General features: G+C 41.7%; 16 protein-coding genes, 2 tRNA genes and 1 other RNA gene. 4 read left to right on the top strand and 15 right to left on the bottom strand.

Translation table 11 applies throughout. The annotated features are described in order from the left end of the window. Position 1: 1 nt before the first annotated feature. From ACFN7Z_RS04220 to sdhC, 3 genes are read right to left on the bottom strand one after another with little or no spacing between them, the layout of a single operon-like run. Positions 2-1,900 (bottom strand): FAD-binding protein, encoded by a 1,899-nt coding sequence (locus ACFN7Z_RS04220; protein WP_010327291.1) that lies wholly within the window; start codon positions 1,898-1,900, stop codon positions 2-4. 12 nt (positions 1,901-1,912) lie between these two features. Next, a complete protein-coding gene (gene sdhD / locus ACFN7Z_RS04215; RefSeq protein WP_004695554.1) occupies positions 1,913-2,278 on the bottom strand; it encodes a succinate dehydrogenase, hydrophobic membrane anchor protein in 366 nt (121 codons plus the stop codon). Further along, complete coding sequence (sdhC, locus tag ACFN7Z_RS04210) at positions 2,278-2,676, bottom strand: succinate dehydrogenase, cytochrome b556 subunit (protein ID WP_005400408.1); 399 nt, start codon at positions 2,674-2,676, stop codon at positions 2,278-2,280. Before sdhC ends, sdhD begins: the two co-directional genes overlap by 1 nt. Positions 2,677-3,703: 1,027 nt before the next feature. Between sdhC and gltA the strand changes: the two genes are divergently transcribed. Continuing rightward, on the top strand, positions 3,704-4,978 hold the full coding sequence (gene gltA / locus ACFN7Z_RS04205; protein ID WP_004695551.1) for a citrate synthase: 1,275 nt from the start codon (positions 3,704-3,706) through the stop codon (positions 4,976-4,978). 148 nt (positions 4,979-5,126) lie between these two features. Here gltA and ACFN7Z_RS04200 read toward each other — a convergent pair whose 3' ends face one another. The 4 genes from ACFN7Z_RS04200 to ACFN7Z_RS04185 form a co-directional block, all read right to left on the bottom strand. After that, entirely contained in the window at positions 5,127-6,719 is a 1,593-nt protein-coding gene (locus tag ACFN7Z_RS04200) for an NAD(P)/FAD-dependent oxidoreductase (protein WP_010327293.1), read from the bottom strand. 18 nt (positions 6,720-6,737) lie between these two features. Then, positions 6,738-7,583, bottom strand: a complete 846-nt coding sequence (locus tag ACFN7Z_RS04195; protein ID WP_010327294.1) for an SDR family oxidoreductase — start codon at positions 7,581-7,583, stop codon at positions 6,738-6,740. Positions 7,584-7,598: 15 nt separating this feature from the next. Then, positions 7,599-8,555 (bottom strand): metal-dependent hydrolase, encoded by a 957-nt coding sequence (locus ACFN7Z_RS04190; RefSeq protein WP_058952503.1) that lies wholly within the window; start codon positions 8,553-8,555, stop codon positions 7,599-7,601. A 183-nt stretch (positions 8,556-8,738) separates the two neighbouring features. Next, the gene (locus ACFN7Z_RS04185; protein ID WP_010327296.1) at positions 8,739-9,245 is read right to left on the bottom strand and encodes a hypothetical protein; all 507 of its coding nucleotides are present in this window, start codon (positions 9,243-9,245) and stop codon (positions 8,739-8,741) included. Between the two features lie 203 nt (positions 9,246-9,448). Between ACFN7Z_RS04185 and ACFN7Z_RS04180 the strand changes: the two genes are divergently transcribed. Then, positions 9,449-11,074: an NAD+ synthase gene (locus tag ACFN7Z_RS04180; RefSeq protein ID WP_010327297.1), complete on the top strand. Its 1,626-nt coding sequence runs from the start codon at positions 9,449-9,451 to the stop codon at positions 11,072-11,074. 117 nt (positions 11,075-11,191) lie between these two features. Here ACFN7Z_RS04180 and ACFN7Z_RS04175 read toward each other — a convergent pair. Beyond that, positions 11,192-11,268, bottom strand: a tRNA-Met gene (locus ACFN7Z_RS04175). A gap of 763 nt (positions 11,269-12,031) precedes the next feature. On the opposite strand from ACFN7Z_RS04175, the gene ACFN7Z_RS04170 reads away from it, so the two are divergent. Then, positions 12,032-13,024: an RDD family protein gene (locus ACFN7Z_RS04170; protein ID WP_010327298.1), complete on the top strand. Its 993-nt coding sequence runs from the start codon at positions 12,032-12,034 to the stop codon at positions 13,022-13,024. A gap of 52 nt (positions 13,025-13,076) precedes the next feature. On the opposite strand, the gene ACFN7Z_RS04165 is transcribed toward ACFN7Z_RS04170, so the two are convergent. The 4 genes from ACFN7Z_RS04165 to coaD all read right to left on the bottom strand — a co-directional run bounded on the left by ACFN7Z_RS04165 (position 13,077) and on the right by coaD (position 14,387). After that, positions 13,077-13,153 (bottom strand) — tRNA-Met (locus tag ACFN7Z_RS04165). A gap of 73 nt (positions 13,154-13,226) precedes the next feature. Next, positions 13,227-13,604, bottom strand: an RNA gene (rnpB, locus tag ACFN7Z_RS04160) — RNase P RNA component class A. Positions 13,605-13,630: 26 nt separating this feature from the next. After that, complete coding sequence (locus ACFN7Z_RS04155) at positions 13,631-13,894, bottom strand: YfhL family 4Fe-4S dicluster ferredoxin (protein ID WP_004695536.1); 264 nt, start codon at positions 13,892-13,894, stop codon at positions 13,631-13,633. Between the two features lies 1 nt (position 13,895). Continuing rightward, positions 13,896-14,387: a pantetheine-phosphate adenylyltransferase gene (gene coaD, locus ACFN7Z_RS04150; RefSeq protein WP_004695534.1), complete on the bottom strand. Its 492-nt coding sequence runs from the start codon at positions 14,385-14,387 to the stop codon at positions 13,896-13,898. A gap of 141 nt (positions 14,388-14,528) precedes the next feature. Between coaD and smpB the strand changes: the two genes are divergently transcribed. Further along, entirely contained in the window at positions 14,529-15,005 is a 477-nt protein-coding gene (gene smpB, locus ACFN7Z_RS04145) for an SsrA-binding protein SmpB (RefSeq protein WP_004695532.1), read from the top strand. Between the two features lie 41 nt (positions 15,006-15,046). On the opposite strand, the gene ACFN7Z_RS04140 is transcribed toward smpB, so the two are convergent. The 3 genes from ACFN7Z_RS04140 to rluD all read right to left on the bottom strand — a co-directional run bounded on the left by ACFN7Z_RS04140 (position 15,047) and on the right by rluD (position 17,543). Further along, positions 15,047-15,613: a flavodoxin family protein gene (locus tag ACFN7Z_RS04140; RefSeq protein ID WP_004695530.1), complete on the bottom strand. Its 567-nt coding sequence runs from the start codon at positions 15,611-15,613 to the stop codon at positions 15,047-15,049. 106 nt (positions 15,614-15,719) lie between these two features. Then, positions 15,720-16,460: a peptidoglycan editing factor PgeF gene (gene pgeF, locus ACFN7Z_RS04135; RefSeq protein ID WP_010327300.1), complete on the bottom strand. Its 741-nt coding sequence runs from the start codon at positions 16,458-16,460 to the stop codon at positions 15,720-15,722. 30 nt (positions 16,461-16,490) lie between these two features. Beyond that, the gene (rluD, locus tag ACFN7Z_RS04130; RefSeq protein ID WP_010327301.1) at positions 16,491-17,543 is read right to left on the bottom strand and encodes a 23S rRNA pseudouridine(1911/1915/1917) synthase RluD; all 1,053 of its coding nucleotides are present in this window, start codon (positions 17,541-17,543) and stop codon (positions 16,491-16,493) included. Positions 17,544-17,572: the final 29 nt, after the last annotated feature.

The raw sequence follows: 17,572 nt of genomic DNA, 5'->3' as shown, positions 1-17,572 counted from the left end.
ATTAGAATGTACGTGGTTTAGGTGGAATTGCAGCAACAGACAATGGCTTGTAACGTACTGGCTTGTACTCAAGACGGTTATCGCTAGAGAACCATAATGTGTGCTTCATCCACTCATCATCACGACGGCCATATGGGTAAGCTGGGTGATCAGGCGACTCTTCAAAATCTACAACCGTATGCGCACCACGGCACTCTTTACGAGCTGCTGCTGAGATCAATGTCGCTTTAGCCACTTCATACAAGTTTTCAACTTCTAAAGCTTCTACACGCGCAGTGTTAAATACTTTAGATTTGTCTTTCAAGTGAATGTTACGTACACGTGGTTCAATCGCAAGAATCTGCTTCACACCTTCTTCAAGAAGTGCAGTTGTACGGAATACACCAGCATGGTCTTGAACGATGTCACGAATTGCATCTGCAACCTCTTGAGCATTTTCACCAGTTGTTGAGTCATCCAATTTACGGATACGTGCAACAGTTTGCTCAAGTACAGTCGTAGGAAGCGGTTGGTATTCATCACCGTGATGTTTAGTCACGTAGTCAATGATGTGCTCACCCGCAGCTTTACCAAATACAACCAAGTCAAGTAATGAGTTCGTACCTAAACGGTTTGCACCATGTACAGACACGCAAGAACATTCACCAATTGCATAGAAGCCTTTAACAGGTTTCGTAAAGTTACGATCGCCCGCATTAGTCGAATAGATATCGCTATCTTTGTCATAATGTGCTGCAAATGCTTCAGTTTCAGAACCTTCAGGCACAACCACTTGACCGTGGATATTCGTTGGAATACCACCCATTTGGTAGTGAATTGTTGGTACAACTGGAATTGGTTCTTTGGTGATGTCAACGTTCGCGAATTTCTTACCAATCTCAAAAACAGATGGAAGACGTTTCATGATCGTTTCAGCACCCAAGTGCGTCATATCAAGCAAGATGTAGTCTTTCTTCGGACCACAACCACGACCTTCTTTAATTTCTTGGTCCATAGAACGTGATACGAAGTCACGTGGCGCCAAGTCTTTTAAAGTTGGTGCATAGCGCTCCATGAATGGCTCACCAGCATCATTACGAAGGATTGCACCTTCACCACGACAACCTTCAGTTAACAATACGCCTGCACCAGCAACACCCGTTGGGTGGAACTGCCAGAATTCCATATCTTGCAATGGAATACCTGCACGAGCCGCCATACCAAGGCCGTCACCAGTGTTGATATAAGCATTGGTTGATGCACGGTAAACACGACCCGCACCACCTGTAGCAAACAATGTCGCTTTGGCTTGGAATACTGCAATTTTACCCGTTTCTTGGTCAATTGCTGTTACACCTAGTACATCACCTGCTTCGTTACGAATCAGGTCAAGTGCGATCCATTCAACAAAAAATTGCGTACCCATTTTCACGTTGCTTTGATAAAGCGTGTGAAGAAGTGCGTGACCTGTACGGTCAGCAGCAGCACATGCACGTGGAACTGCTTTTTCACCGTAGTTTGCAGAGTGACCACCGAATGGACGTTGGTAAATCGTACCGTCTGCGTTACGGTCAAATGGCATACCCAAGTGTTCTAACTCATAAACCACTTGTGGCGCTTCACGCGTCATAAACTCGATCGCGTCTTGGTCGCCTAACCAGTCAGAACCTTTAACAGTGTCATAGAAGTGGTAGTGCCAGTTATCTTCTTGCATGTTACCAAGAGATGCACCAATACCACCCTGCGCTGCAACTGTGTGCGAACGAGTTGGGAATACTTTAGTTAAAACAGCAACTTTCAAACCAGCTTGAGCAAGTTGGTAAGACGCGCGCATACCAGAACCACCACCACCAACGATGACAGCATCGAAAGTTTCGTGTGGAATATTTGTGTAATCTTCTTTAGGGGTTATAGCGCCCATGATCTATTCCTATCAATTCGCCCAAAAAATCTGGATTGCCCAGATCGCATATGCAAATACAGCAATAATTACTGCTGAAGTCAGTACAAGGCGTAAACCTGAAGCTGAAGGACCCATTTGACGAGTAGTCACATAATCCGTGAATACCTGCCACATACCAATCCAAGCATGTGCAACAAGAGATAAGACGGCCAATAAAGATAAAATCTTCATTGGAGCTGTCATCATAAAGCCGTACCACTGTTCATAGCTAAAACCGCCATTGCATAGGATCCAACCTAAAACAACAACTGTATAAACCGCTAATACGACAGCACTTACACGTTGGATAAACCAATCGCGAGAACCTGAACCCGTTAAACCAGTAGCACTTTTCATTAGATAACAATCCATACAAATGCCGCAACGATACCGATTGCAGACAAGATCAATGAAATAGTAGCTGCGATACGACCACTTTGCAGTTCTTCAGCAATACCGATATCTGCAAGTAAGTGCTTAACGCCCGCAATAAAGTGGAAAATTAAGCCGGCTACAAATACCCATACGACAAAACGCACAATGAAGCTATTAAAAATAGCCTGAACTTGAGCAAATCCTTCAGGCGAAGACAATGACTTGTCTAAAATCCATAGAAGTACCGGTACGAGTAAAAATACGATGACACCTGATAGACGGTGTAAGATTGATGCAATAGCCACAGGGGATTTTAAGTTTACTTCTAAAACTTGACCCATGGACAAATTGACAGGTCTGTTGCTTTTCACAGCGGGCATCCTGTAAGTAAAAACTCCATCCGGAGTTTGTTGGAATTAATTCGAAGGAAAGCTGGCATTGTTCAGCAGCTACTTTAAAACTCTAAATTAAATAGCGTTTGAACTTAAAACGACACTGAATTATAAGACGTGAACTATCAAAATACAAACAATGCCCTTGGCCTTTTTGCATAAAAATTCTTTAAATAAGAATCATTAACACATAGATAAATGCCTTGCGCTACAATACTTTAGCTTCAAATCTCAGCTATATGGTTGGTTTTTATAAAATAAACACCAAATTCAAGCGCTAAAATTTATACAAAAACGGTAAAATTCGACTTTAGACTAAAGATGCACAAAAAAGTCTTGTTTTTAAAACTAGCTAATTTCACTGCTTTATTTTAATCATTTTTTATTTATATATAAAATGTTCATTATTTTATTTTAATATAGTGACATAAATATGCATGATGTTGGTGCAACAGATTAATCCCCTACAAGATTGAAATATCTCGTAATAAATTTTAATTAAAACAATTTTTTCACATCCGTATAAATAAAAAAAGTGACTTATATATCGTTTTCGAAATACCAAATAAGCTATTTTTTATACAATTAAATCATTTTATTTGAGTCACTTATTGTTTTTAACAATGACTACGAAAGCAGCATTTTCTTTTTAAAATGATGCGTAAGTTACGAGAATCATAATAAATGTAAATATATGACGACTTGAATTCTGTTTCTTTTCAAGCGCTTTTTTCAATATAAAACTGCTTACAATTGCGCCAGCAACATTTTTTATTTATGCACTTGCTCCTTGAATTAACTTATTATAGTGTGTCAGTGCTGTGATTTTATGCAAATTTTAATGGATTAAATCTTAACTATAACTTCGGAAGTCATCATTTTATCCATAAGTATAATTGACAAAATTTCAGCACTCTCTACTCTTAGAGCAAATTTTTAATCCGTCTGATTCGTGCATTAAAAGATGAGTATTTCGAGTCAGATAAATCATTCACCAGGACAGGAGATCTATTGAATGTCTGAAGCAACTGGCAAAAAAGCCGTTTTACAGCTTGATGGCAAAGAAATTGAATTACCAATTTACAGCGGCACATTGGGCCCAGATGTAATCGACGTTAAGGATGTATTGGCCGCAGGTCACTTCACTTTTGATCCTGGTTTTATGGCTACTGCTGCATGCGAGTCTAAAATCACTTTCATCGACGGTAACAAAGGTGTGCTTTTACACCGTGGCTACCCAATCGACCAGTTAGCAACTAAAGCTGACTACTTAGAAACTTGCTACTTACTTCTCAATGGCGAGCTTCCAACAGCTGAACAAAAAGAAGTATTTGATGCTAAAGTTCGTAACCACACTATGGTTCACGATCAAGTTAGCCGCTTCTTCAATGGTTTCCGTCGCGATGCTCACCCTATGGCGATCATGGTTGGTGTAGTTGGTGCGCTTTCTGCGTTCTATCACAACAACTTAGACATCGAAAATGTTGATCACCGTGAAATTACAGCTATCCGCTTAATTGCTAAAGTACCTACTTTGGCTGCGTGGAGCTACAAGTACACTGTAGGTCAACCATTCGTTTACCCACGTAATGACTTAAGCTACGCTGAAAACTTCTTATACATGATGTTTGCTACTCCAGCAGACCGTGATTACAAAGTAGATCCTATCCTTGCTAAAGCAATGGACCGTATCTTCACGCTTCACGCAGACCACGAACAAAATGCTTCTACGTCTACAGTACGTTTAGCTGGTTCTACTGGCGCGAACCCATATGCATGTATCGCTGCGGGTATCTCTGCACTTTGGGGCCCTGCTCACGGCGGCGCGAATGAAGCTGTTCTTAAGATGCTTGATGAAATCGGCACTGTAGAGAACGTTGCTGACTTCATGGAAAAAGTGAAAACTAAAGAAGTTAAACTCATGGGCTTCGGTCACCGTGTGTACAAAAACTTCGATCCACGTGCGAAAGTAATGAAAGAAACTTGCGACGAAGTTCTTGGTGCGCTTGGCATCAACGATCCACAGCTTGCTCTTGCTATGGAACTTGAACGTATCGCGCTTTCTGATGAATACTTCATCAAACGTAACTTATACCCGAACGTAGACTTCTACTCAGGTATCATCCTTAAAGCGATTGGTATCCCGACAGAAATGTTTACAGTGATCTTCGCGCTTGCACGTACTGTTGGTTGGATCAGCCACTGGTTAGAAATGCACAGCGGTCCGTACAAGATCGGTCGTCCTCGTCAGCTTTACACTGGCGAAGTTCAACGCGACATCAACCGTTAATTCGGTCTGCGTTGATAGACAAAAAAAACCACCCGCATGGGTGGTTTTTTATATGTTGAACTTTAAATCTACCATTTATGAATGACACACTTAAAGTATTAAAAGGCCTGAACAGACTCAGGCTTTTTTAATACTTAATGTGACTACTTTAAGCTTCAACAACATCGTAGTGTTTTAGCTCAAGCGTAGATAAACGTTGCTTTAACTCGGCCAAGGACCACGGCCAAGCCGCGAAGTTACGCCCATTTTGATCTAAATAATAGCTTGAGCAGCCGCCTCGGTTAAATACGGTGGTTTTTAAATGAGTTTGTACCTTGGCATTGTGATAACGTAGAACATCTCGTTTCACCATCATACGTTTAAAGCCTTGCTGCTTCATTTTTAGTAGACCATCTACAATGTACTGAATCTGCGCTTCAGCAATGCCAATAAACGAGTCATAGACCAAGATATTTGGCCCCAGTACCAAAAATGCATTCGGCACATTTTCCAAACTTGTACCCAAGTACGCTTCTGGAGAACCGCTCTTCCAAAGGTCGGCCAGTCGCTCACCTTGGGCATTCCATACGCGTTGGCCAATTGGAGGATGTGCCACTTCAAAACCAGTTCCCCAGATAATGACATCAACCTCAAATCGTTCCCCATTTGCCGCAATGACACTCTGCCCATCAATCTCGACCAAACCTTGGGGTAACAGCGTGACATTGTCTTGTTGCAGTGCTGGATAATAATTGTTGGCAAATAAAAGTCGCTTACAGCCGATCGAAAAGTTAGGCGTTACGGCTTTACGTAAGGAGTCATCCTGTATTTGTAATTTTAATAATTGACGGCTTAAAATATTGACTGGTTCAAGCAGTGACGGGTGACGCAGCCCAAAGTTGATCCCATTTAAAATACTGGAAACACTGTTCCTCCAGCCTTGCTGAATCATCGGAAATTTGGCCACCAGCGACTTTACTGTAGCATTGAGCTGCATATCCGCTTTGGGCAAAACCCACGGCGCAGTCCGCTGAAATACGATCAACTCTTTCGCCAATGGCTGAATTTGTGGAATAAACTGAATGGCAGACGCACCTGTTCCAATCACTGCAACCCGCTTTCCCGTTAAGTCATAATCATGTTTCCAACGGGCTGAATGGAACATTTCTCCTTTAAATCCTTCTATCCCTTTAATCTTAGGTACAGATGGTTCTGTAATCGGCCCTGTGCCAAAGATCACGGTTCGTGCTTGATATGCCCCTTGAGAAGTTTCAAGTTGCCAAATATTCGCCTCTTCATTCCACTTTGCACTGAGCAACTCATGCTGAAAGCGGATTTTGTCTTGTAATTCAAACTGCTCAACCACCTGTTCCAAGTAACTTAAAATTTCAGGTTGTTTCGCAAATAAATGGCTCCATTGATGACTAGGTGCAAAGGAAAATGAATACAATGCCGAAGGTACATCACAGCCACAGCCGGGGTAATTATTATCACGCCACGTACCACCAACTCTCTCTGCCTTTTCTAAAACCAGATAGTCCTGATAGCCGACTTGTTTCATTTTATAAGCCGCAGCAATGCCCGAAATCCCAGCACCTACAACAATGGTATCGTAAGTATGTGCGGCTTTAGGACGAAGCACAGCCTTTTTACGGGTTTGCTTAGGTTGAGCTTCCGTACTTTTTGGCGTCGTAGTTTGATCTCGCATTTGATCAGACGGTGCTTGCACATCTGCTTGCTCTGTCTCTAATTGCGTTTCCATATTCATTTTTCTCTATTCTTATTTTGTGATTTGATTAAACAGTGGATAACCCAAACCTAAAAGCTTGACGTATAAGCTTGGTGATGCCCGCTTCATCCACCAAAACAATTTGGCATCGGGTTGCGGAATGGTATAAAGCTTGCCTGCATCTAAGCGATTTAATGTTTTTTTTACAACAGCATCACTGGTGGTAAACGCATGGTTCATTAGCAGTTTGTCAGCCAGTCCAGAATAGCGACTTGGCAAGCGACCATTCTTCATAATATTAGTGGGCACCAAGGTCGGACACAGCACATTGACTGCAATGTTATAAGCATGAAGCTCTGAAGCCAAGGTTTCTGATAGAGCCAAAACACTAGACTTGGTCACGTTGTACGCTGTCATCTCAGGGGCTGCGGTATAGCCCGCAGCCGATGCCACATTGATAATGGCACCAAAGCCTTGCTGTTTAAATTTGGGTACAAAGTAGTGGCAACCATGAATCACCCCCCACAGGTTGACATGCATACACCACCGCCAATCCTCCAGCGACACCTCATCAAACTTACTACCTAGCCCCACTCCCGCATTATTGATGAGCAAAGTAACAGGATGTCCCAAAAGCTGTTCCGCTTGCTCGGCCAAAGCGTGTACAGATTCTTTTAATCCAACATCACAATGCACGGCGTAGGCTGACGTAGATGTCATCGACTGAATCAAATCTACAGTCTCCTGTGCCGAGCTTAAATCAATATCTGCACAGATGACATCACCACCGCGCTTTGCCAGTTCCAGTGCAAAGCTACGACCAATTCCGCTACCTGCGCCCGTTACAACTGCGTAGGCCTTTTGACTTGGTTTATTTTTTTTACTCAACAGTCCCATGTCATAACCTCCTTCTTATGATTTAAGTATTGGAGTAAATTCTTTGGTGAAATAGGGGGTTAACACTCCTGTTTCAGGATGTAGTAAACGCTCTTTGTAATAATCTAAAAATGCAGAAGTGTCATAATCATTCGGGTGAAAACTCGGGCGTAAATAATCAAAAATATGCTTCCAACTACTGCCATAAACACCTCGTTTCAGCCCAAACAAGAGGCTGAAACTGCGCGGTACATCCTTCCAATAACTGAGACTCACCAAATTAGACGGTTTGCGATAAAACGGGACAAAAACTGACGCCACTGAAATCAATAGCAAAATGGTGATAAGGGCTGGAAAAAAGCCTGTAATACGTAAGGCATAGTTATTGGAAAGTGATTGAAACACATCATATGCAATGTCTTTGTGCTCAGATTCCTCTAGCATGTGCCACATCCAAATCGCCCGTTGCTTTTCGTCTTGAGAATCGAAAAAAATCTCTTCATGGTTCATCATGTATTCAGACAGCACTGCGGTAAAATGTTCAATGCCTGCCATCAAAGACAATTTCATCGGCTGCGGTAAGCGGTTAAAACCGTAGTCAAAAACGATTTCAGCTAAATAACGAAAAATACCAACGGGTAAATCAACCTGTTTAAAAGTATCGTTCAATTCTTCATGTAGCTTTGAATGCAGTGCCTCCTGTCCAATCAAAGACGTCACGCGTTGTTTTAATACAGGGTCTCTAAGGAAATCGCGGTGATAACGGGCGGTATCAATCACCAAGTCTTCACCATAGGTCAGAAAGATCGAGAGTGATGCAAAGTAAGCACTGGCCAACTCCGCATTTAGGTAGAATTTGGGATCAATTTTCTCAGCTTCAAAGTCAAATTTCATATGCCGAATCGGAATAATCGCAGACTGTTTTTCAGCATCGAATACGGGTCCCTTAAAAATTTGGCTGGCTTTGCCTTTCAATGGAAGAGCGATACGCATAGGACATTCCTTCTTATTTTTAGCTCGTTTTTCAGGCTCAATCTCACGATTTTCACCATCTCTTTGCATTCAAAATAAGAGGCCGTTTCCCCTATGCCACTGGCATTTTTCTTCAAATGATTTGCAATTTATGACTTTAAAATCTGTTGTCTAACAATCACTCCACAGATTTATCTATCGGGGTCAGAACGAGGCTTTGTGTGCCACAAAGGGAATACACTGCTCATAGGCTGAGCAATCTTCGCCATAGTGTTTTTTGAGAAAGTAGTCTTGCACCATTTGCGCCTGCTGTTCAATGCCATAGCTTAAAAACTGTTTTCCTTGTTTTAATGCATAACGATATTGACGGTTAAAAAGTGCCTTACGGACTACAGCGAGTCCCTGCTGAATTTGCCAAACATGTGTTAGCTCATGAATCAACCAAGCTTGTTGATGAATCGGTTGGTCGGCAAAATTTTCGCACCAGTCTTTGATATTAAAATAGACATGTCCATTGGGGCTAATCGCATAATGAGGCAGCACTGCCCGATGCGCGATAATTCGAACTGAATCCGTGTTCAGACTGTTCCCAAAAATGCTGCTGGCGAGCTTTTTCTCCGCTTCAGTCAAGGGCCGATTTTTAAGTTCAAACTTTTGCTGTATTTTTTGTAAAAGCGCTTGAAACCACACAATCACACTCCATAAAGACATTAGAATAATTTGTTCTTTTTAAGGACATTTACGGATTTTTTTTAGAATATCCCTTAAAAAAAATCGCATTTCGTATATAGTATTCGCACTTATTATTGATTAATACTTCTATTTGTTTATCGTCACTTACACCACGTAGAACTTATAGCTATAACAAACTCAATCGTCGTGTATATCCCTATAGGTATAGGATTTAGTTGGAAATGAAAAGTTTTAAAATTGCACTTGCACAGTTCTCTCCGCACATTGGCAACCTTGAAGCAAATGCCCAAAAAATGTTGGAGCAGGCCAATGAAGCAAAAAAACAAAATGCTGATTTAATTATTTTTCCAGAACTTTCGAGCATTGGTTACCCAGCAGAAGATTTACTTCTACGTCCTAGCCTAACCAAACGCACGCAACAAGTTTTTGAACAACTTAAAACAGTAAAAGACATTGTGATGGTCTTTGGTTTTGTCAATCAAACTGAAGACGGTCAACGCTACAACGCCGCTGCGGTCATGAAAGATGGGCAAGTTTTGGGTGTGTATAACAAACAAAACTTGCCAAACTATAGCGTGTTTGATGAAAAGCGCTACTTCACCGAAGGGCATCAACACCTTGTTTTTGAATATCTGGGGCATAAGTTTGGTGTGTTGATTTGTGAAGATGTTTGGTCACTTTCAACGGTACAACAACTAGCACAGCTCAATGTAGAAACAGCTTTAGTCTTAAATGCTTCACCATATGAAGTCGGTAAGCCACAGCACCGCGTTGAAACCATGTCTGCACTGGCAAAACAAATGAACCTCAACTTGGTTTATGCCAACCAAGTCGGCGGTCAAGACGACCTGATCTTTGATGGTACAAGCTTCGTGATTGCCAAAAATGGTTCAGTTGTACTTCAAGCTGAAAGCTTTAAAGAATCCCTGTATTTCGCTGAATACGAAGCAGAACAACAAGCCTTTAAGGCCAATGCGCTGCCGCCTGCTTTAGACACTATGGCAGAGATTTATCAAAGCTTAGTGATGGCGACTCGCGACTATGTACAGCGCTCAGGTTTCCCTGGGGTGATTTTGGGTTTATCAGGCGGGATCGACTCTGCTTTAACCCTTGCCATTGCAGCCGACGCGATTGGCGCCGACAAAGTCCAAGCCGTAATGATGCCATATACCTATACCGCCCAAATCAGTGTAGAAGATGCTGCTGAACAAGCGAAGAGTATGGGGGTGACTTTTGGGATTGCTGAAATCAACCCGATTGTGAACAGCTTTATGCAAACGCTTTATCCGTTCTTTGGCAACAGCCCTGCGGATGCAACTGAAGAAAACTTACAAGCGCGTGCCCGCGGTACACTGCTGATGGGTTTATCAAACAAATTTGGTAATTTAGTCCTGTCTACAGGCAACAAATCAGAATTGGCTGTGGGCTACTGCACGCTCTATGGTGACATGGTGGGTGGTTTTTCCGTACTAAAAGATGTGTATAAAACCATTGTGTTTGAACTTGCGAAATACCGAAACAGCATTTCAGACAAGCCTGTGATTCCTGAGCGTGTGATTACTCGCCCACCTTCAGCAGAGTTACGTCCAGATCAAAAGGACCAAGACTCTTTACCACCATATGATGTACTGGATGCCATTTTGTATGCTTATATTGAAGAAGATATGAGCCAAGATGACATCATTGCCAAAGGCTTTGATGCTGAAGTGGTTGCAAAAGTGATTCGTTTGGTCGATTTCAATGAATACAAACGTCGCCAAGGTGCAATTGGTCCGCGTATCAGCTCACGCGCATTTAGCCGTGAACGTCGTTACCCAATCATGAATGGCTGGAAAGCTGGCATATAAGCTGCTGTTCCAATAAAAAAGCCCAAACAGATGTTTGGGCTTTTTTATATCGACATATTCAAATCTATTTTTTACGCACAAAAAAAGAGACCAAGCTGAGAGCTTGGTCTTTAAAAATGGTGGCTATGACGAGACTTGAACTTGTGACCCCCGCATTATGAGTGCGGTGCTCTAACCAACTGAGCTACATAGCCGTAAACTGTGGGGGCATTATCTATACATATTAAACACCCGTCAAGCCCTACCCCATCCCAATGATCAGCATTTAAACAACTGATAATTAAATGTTTAAAATTAATACATATTTAGTAAAAAACATCGGGCACAATAGCTAAATATATAAAGGAAACTATCCTTAAGCAGATCAAATCCTTGCTTATTACTACACTCTTAACAGCACTAAGTGCATGCCAGCTCGTGAGTCCAGCCTTGGTCAATTATAATCACGCTTACATGAATGTTGCCAAATGAATCATCAATCAACACTTATAGAACATGTAACAAAAAACGATGCATGGCATAGCTCAGCAAAGCCCAACAACGCTTATATCATGTTCAAAAAGATCACCATATAAGCAACTTGAAATTGCAATGCTAAATGCTAAATGCTAAATGCTAAATGCTAAATGCTAAATGCTAAATGCTAAATGCTAAATGCTAAATGCTAAATGCTAAATGCTATGCGCAACTAAACTGAACAAAGAATAAAATTACAGGCTAAAAAAATAAATTTTTGCAGAATAATGTACTGCCTATATGCAGATCCAAAATAGCTTCCAAGGATTAAAATCACAGAAGTATCAACTCAATATAAATAAAAAGAATCTCTTCGAATTATTGATTTCATCTCTACAATTCTGTAAAACAGCTCACTATTTAATAAAGTGCTTAAAACTTTAATCACTGATTACTTTTAACATCAAAACCAATAATTTTATAACAGCATGAGTCATTATTTTGGATAATACAATTGAAAATGATGTATCACCTGATACACAACCTTATATTGCAGGCTTTTGGCGTAGGAGCTTCGCATTTATCATTGATGCTTTGCTCATCGGTGCTTTCTGTAACATTATCTCTAGCCTATTAGGTAAATTTCCTTATGAATACCCTATACTCATAACATTAATTGGTTATCTTTTCGTTATTCTATACTTTACTTATTGCAACAGCGTTAACAATAATGGACAAACAATCGGCAAAATTCTTCAATCCATTAAAGTCGTCAAACTAGATCAGCAGTATCTCAGCCTATCCGCCTCATTTCTACGCTCGGCAATTTTATATGCCCCTTTCTGCTTAATGTCTTTTACGCTACTTTTTCACCCAGTATTGAATAGCATCTTTACGATACTTTTAGGTAGCTTACTGATTTCTATAATTTATTTATATATTTTTAATCGGAAAAATCGCCGCTCTATTCACGACTATCTAGCACACACAATTGTCATAAAAAATGGGGTTGAACCTAAGACTATTTCTACAACATGGAATGTACATTTTTACATCGTAACTATTTTAGTTTTCATTTTTTCAGGGTTACAAGTTTGGAACAGTATTACAAGTGACCAAGACTATATTCCTATTTCTTTACAAAATCTAAAATTTAAGGAATTAAGCCAATTTGATTATGGTTATCTCATCCTTCCTAAAAATGAGGAAGGTATAAATCCAACTCAACATTATTATTTAGCCACGATTACCGATCCTAATTTACTCAATAATCCAAGTTATGCTGAAGAATTTGCACAATATATTTTCAAATTAGAACCACGTCATCGTGCAAAATATCTAGAAAATTATGTTCAACTCACCGCTCGCTATCAATTTGGGTTAATTTCAAAAAAACGTTCTTCCACCTATTTAATTGAAACAGATGATCAGCAGAAAATTACTGCTCAGGAAGTTTCTTCACAACAACAAACGCAAATTGGAGGTGGGTATTAAGCCCAAAATAAGGACAAAAAAAGACCACGTTTTGGAACGTGGTCTATAAAAATGGTGGCTATGACGAGACTTGAACTTGTGACCCCCGCATTATGAGTGCGGTGCTCTAACCAACTGAGCTACATAGCCGTAAACTGTGCGCGCATTATGTGGTTTTCTCACCAGTACGTCAAGTACCTTGCGCGCTTAATTGATCAAAATTTGTTGAAGTGAGCCGATAAGCCGGGTTCTGTCGAGAACGATCATTCCTCTAGGCGTACAATCACTCATACGCTCAAGCGACCTACCCGGATCCAGCATGGGCCATGCCTAAAGGATCCCTATTTGGTCTTGCTTCCGGTGGGGTTTACCATGCCATGAACTGTTACCAGCCATGCGGTGCGCTCTTACCGCACCCTTTCACCCTTACCTCCGATTTCGATTGCTCGAAACCATAATGAAGGCGGTCTACTCTCTGCTGCACTTTCCGTCGGCTCACGCCGCCCAGGCGTTACCTGGCACCTTGCCCTATGAAGCCCGGACTTTCCTCCCCTGCTTCAATCACGGAGATCTCCACAGCAGCGATCGTCTGGCTCACTTCGAGGCGCATAGTATCAAATTTTAGACTTAATTGCTTGCGCTTTTTTGAGCAATTAGTTTTTTATATTTATCCATGAGCTCATCCTCAGTTTCCGCATGATTAGGATCTAGCGGAATACAATCCACTGGACAGAACAATTGGCACTGGGGTTTATCATAATGTCCGATACACTCTGTGCATAAGTCTGGATTGATTTCATAAATCAATTCCCCCATGAAAATGGCTTCATTGGGGCACACAGGTTCACAAACATCACAATTGATGCATTCATCGGTTATATATAAAGACACATTACCAACCTTGTTGATGTTTACGTTCAAAAGCAGCAACCACCGCTTGTGGTACAAACTTCGTCACATCACCTTTTAAACGTGCTATTTCACGAATCAATGTCGATGAAATAAATGAATACTGTTCTGACGGCGTTAAAAATACCGCCTCAAAGTGTGAATCAAGTTGACGGTTCATATTGGCTAACTGGAACTCGTATTCAAAGTCAGACACTGCACGCAATCCTCGCAGTACAGCCGTTGCTTTTTGTTCACGGAAGAAGTTCACCAACAAACCATCAAAACCTACAAACTCAACATTATCAAGATGGCTTAATGATGCTTTGGCCAAGCTCACACGCTCTTCTAAACTAAAGAGAGGGTTTTTATGATGACCAATGGCAATGGCTACCACCACTTCATCAAACATACGTGATGCACGTGTAACCAAATCAATATGACCATTGGTAATTGGATCAAAAGTCCCCGGGTAAATGACGCGAGTTTTAGACATCCATTTTTACTCTGTTGATTTTGTAGAGCCATATTTTAGCAAAAACTTGTTTTATAGGTGAAGAAACTCTATAAATTTGAAAAAACTTCACCTTAACCATGCTTTAAGGCACAATAGGTACATTGTTGGAAGTAATTGATTATGGCGAAAGCAACTGTAGTTAAAAAAAATACCAGCGGGACGATTGCACAGAATAAACGTGCACGTCACGACTATTTTATTGAAGAAAAATTTGAAGCTGGCCTGTCACTGCAAGGCTGGGAAGTGAAATCATTACGTGCAGGTCGTATGACGCTGTCTGAGAGTTATATCACCTTTAAAAATGGTGAAGCTTTCCTGTTCGGTGCTCAAATTCAGCCTTTACTCAGTGCATCTACGCACATTGTTCCTGAAGCGACCCGTACCCGTAAGTTACTGTTGAACCGTCGTGAACTGGATAAGCTACTCGGCGCAGTGAATCAAAAAGGTTATTCGTGTGTTCCACTTGTTGCTTATTGGAAAGGACCACGTGCGAAATTAGAAATCGCTTTAGTGAAAGGCAAACAGCTGCATGACAAACGTGCCACGGAAAAAGACCGTGACTGGCAACGTGATAAAGCCCGTATTATGCATAAATAATAAAAAACCTCCCATGTGGAGGTTTTTTATTATCAGAACTGTTAATAGTCAGCTTTTAGCTCAACCAAATATTTTCCAAACTTTCGAGCAGTTTCCAAGTCACCTTCAGGTGGGGTTATTTCAATACTAGCGTTGTCTGACTGAGTCATCAAACCTAAAAAGCTCGACATCCGATTAATATCGTGTTGGCTACGTCCCGTCGGCATAAACGGTAAACCAGCCCACAACATACCATGCTGCATAGCAAATAAATTAATCTGCTGTAATACCGCCAGTTTATCGCCACTTAAGCCCCCACCATTGGTAAAGCCTGCAGCCAGTTTTCCTTGCCAAGCCCGTGCTAACCAGCGCTTAGAGGAATCTTCCATAAACTGCTTAAGCGCTGCTGTAAGACTGCCCATATACGTTGGGCAACCCATCACAATAATATCGGCCTGATCTAACAAGTCCCACTGCACTGCAGCAACAGAAATTAAATGCACATCAGCACCCGCCTGCTCTGCACCTTGTGCAATATACTGAGCGACTTTCGCCGTATGACCATAGGCGCTATGATAAACCACACACACATGAACAGGTGTAGCAGAAACAAGATCAGGTACAGACATGGAAATTTTTAAGACCAAAGAATTGAGTTAAGTTTAACACTTCCACTCGCTGAGTGGGGAGTAAGTGCAAGGATTAAAACAGCCAAGCACTTCATCAAAAGCCTAACTATTGCATAAACACGAATGTCCCCATACGCCCAGTTTTGGCATGACGTCGATAAGAGAAGTACTCATCCGACTGGCTAAATGAACACTGATCACCACCAGAGACTACCTCAACACCGTGCTGTTTTAGAATGAATTTTGCGATCGCATATAAGTCAGCATAATATTTTCCAGCTTGCGCACCAGTTTGAAATGCAGACTCAAGCTCAGCATACTTTGAACAAAAAGCTTCTTTTACTTCCGCCCCAATTTCAAAACAAGGTTGACTAATGGCCGCACCCAACCAAGCCCATGTCGGCTGAGTGTTCATGCTGGCAATGGTATTTTCAATAATGCCATGCGCCAACCCACGCCAACCTGCATGCAAATTGGCTACTTCAGTTCCATCTGCATTGCCTACAACCACTGGCAAACAATCGGCTGTCATCATCATCAGGGCATGCTTCGGGCGCTGCGTCACCAAACCATCCCCTTCTTGAGCATCAAAGTCAATTTGCTCATTCACTACACGGCAAATGGTGCTGTGGGTTTGCGTCATCCATGTGATTTTATCGACCCCATAGCCCGCAAACTCTTCGAGCAAGATCATGCGATGCTGTTGCACACGTGCGGCATCATCCTGTACGTGCAAAGCCAAATTAAAGCCTTGCAGTTCAGTTTGAGTGGTTTCTAAAGCACGATCATGATGCACACGGGTTTGCCCCACAAAAACACCTGCCGGAAGTCCTTGAACAAATTGCATATACTGTCCTTATGATGATTCAGCTATAACTTAGTAGGCTTTGTTTTCCGTACGGAGTACATCGACCAAGGTCGCCAAGTCTGCTGGCCACGGCGCTTTAAACAACATTTCATCACCTGTACGAGGGTGTTTCAAACCGAGCTCTGCTGCATGCAAGGCTTGGCGTCTGAAACCACGTAAAGTCTCATCTAAAAGTTCTGTTGCACCTGCGGGCACGCGCACACGCGGCATATACACAGGATCGCCAACTAAACCAAAACCAATATAACTAAAATGCACACGAATCTGATGCGTACGTCCAGTTTCAAGACGAGCTTGGATGCGGGTGAAATGTTGGAAGCGTTCTTTCACGTTGTAGTGTGTTACAGCATCTTTACCGCCCGGCAATACCGCCATTTTGACACGATCTACAGGGTGACGTTTAATCGGTTCATCCACCGTGCCACCCGCAATCACATTGCCATACACAATCAGGTCATAAACACGGTAAACCGTTTTTTTCGCCAATTGCTTACTCAGTGAAAATTGCGCTTCTAAATTTTTCGCAACGACCAACAAGCCTGACGTATCTTTATCAATACGATGTACCAAACCCGCACGGGTCAGTTCTGCCGATTTTGGATAGTGATGCAATAATGCATTTACCAACGTACCCGATGAATTGCCCGCACCTGGGTGAACCACCATCCCAACAGGTTTATTAACGACAATAATGTCCTCATCTTCATAGACAATATCCAGCGGAATGTCTTCAGGCAGACTACGAGTTTGGGCTTCTAACTCAACTTCAAGGGTTAACAGTTCAAATCCTTCACATTTATATTTGGGTTTGACACTGTTACCATTTACCAACAAATGGCCTTCTTTTAGCCACTGTTTGAGTTTTTCACGCGAAAAGTCGCTCCAAATCGTTGCTGCAACTTGGTCTATACGTTGTCCGAGATAAGTTTCATCCAATTGAAATTGCAACGATAAACGTGTTGCAGTAGAGCTTGAAGTATGGTTATCTGCATCCTCAGAATCTTCAAGTAAATTGAAATCGGTTTCAGGGAAATTTGGATCGGAAGATTGTGCTTGAGCCATTTGATCATTCAAATAAAAGTGATTTAATA

Origin of the sequence: Acinetobacter sp. P1332 (assembly GCF_044057475.1) — a bacterium.
Taxonomy (GTDB): Bacteria; Pseudomonadota; Gammaproteobacteria; order Pseudomonadales; family Moraxellaceae; genus Acinetobacter; species Acinetobacter johnsonii.
The sequence above is the reverse complement of the archived record's forward strand: the minus strand, read 5'-3'. Positions and strand labels throughout refer to the sequence as shown.

What these genes read in the sequence shown, in the direction of transcription:
- ACFN7Z_RS04220 (WP_010327291.1), bottom strand. Translation starts at nt 1,900, where the DNA reads ATGGGCGCTATAACCCCTAAAGAAGATTACACAAATATTCCACACGAA.
- sdhD (WP_004695554.1), bottom strand. Translation starts at nt 2,278, where the DNA reads ATGAAAAGTGCTACTGGTTTAACGGGTTCAGGTTCTCGCGATTGGTTT.
- sdhC (WP_005400408.1), bottom strand. Translation starts at nt 2,676, where the DNA reads ATGCCCGCTGTGAAAAGCAACAGACCTGTCAATTTGTCCATGGGTCAA.
- gltA (WP_004695551.1), top strand. Translation starts at nt 3,704, where the DNA reads ATGTCTGAAGCAACTGGCAAAAAAGCCGTTTTACAGCTTGATGGCAAA.
- ACFN7Z_RS04200 (WP_010327293.1), bottom strand. Translation starts at nt 6,719, where the DNA reads ATGGAAACGCAATTAGAGACAGAGCAAGCAGATGTGCAAGCACCGTCT.
- ACFN7Z_RS04195 (WP_010327294.1), bottom strand. Translation starts at nt 7,583, where the DNA reads ATGGGACTGTTGAGTAAAAAAAATAAACCAAGTCAAAAGGCCTACGCA.
- ACFN7Z_RS04190 (WP_058952503.1), bottom strand. Translation starts at nt 8,555, where the DNA reads ATGCGTATCGCTCTTCCATTGAAAGGCAAAGCCAGCCAAATTTTTAAG.
- ACFN7Z_RS04185 (WP_010327296.1), bottom strand. Translation starts at nt 9,245, where the DNA reads ATGTCTTTATGGAGTGTGATTGTGTGGTTTCAAGCGCTTTTACAAAAA.
- ACFN7Z_RS04180 (WP_010327297.1), top strand. Translation starts at nt 9,449, where the DNA reads ATGAAAAGTTTTAAAATTGCACTTGCACAGTTCTCTCCGCACATTGGC.
- coaD (WP_004695534.1), bottom strand. Translation starts at nt 14,387, where the DNA reads ATGTCTAAAACTCGCGTCATTTACCCGGGGACTTTTGATCCAATTACC.
- smpB (WP_004695532.1), top strand. Translation starts at nt 14,529, where the DNA reads ATGGCGAAAGCAACTGTAGTTAAAAAAAATACCAGCGGGACGATTGCA.
- ACFN7Z_RS04140 (WP_004695530.1), bottom strand. Translation starts at nt 15,613, where the DNA reads ATGTCTGTACCTGATCTTGTTTCTGCTACACCTGTTCATGTGTGTGTG.
- pgeF (WP_010327300.1), bottom strand. Translation starts at nt 16,460, where the DNA reads ATGCAATTTGTTCAAGGACTTCCGGCAGGTGTTTTTGTGGGGCAAACC.
- rluD (WP_010327301.1), bottom strand. Translation starts at nt 17,543, where the DNA reads ATGGCTCAAGCACAATCTTCCGATCCAAATTTCCCTGAAACCGATTTC.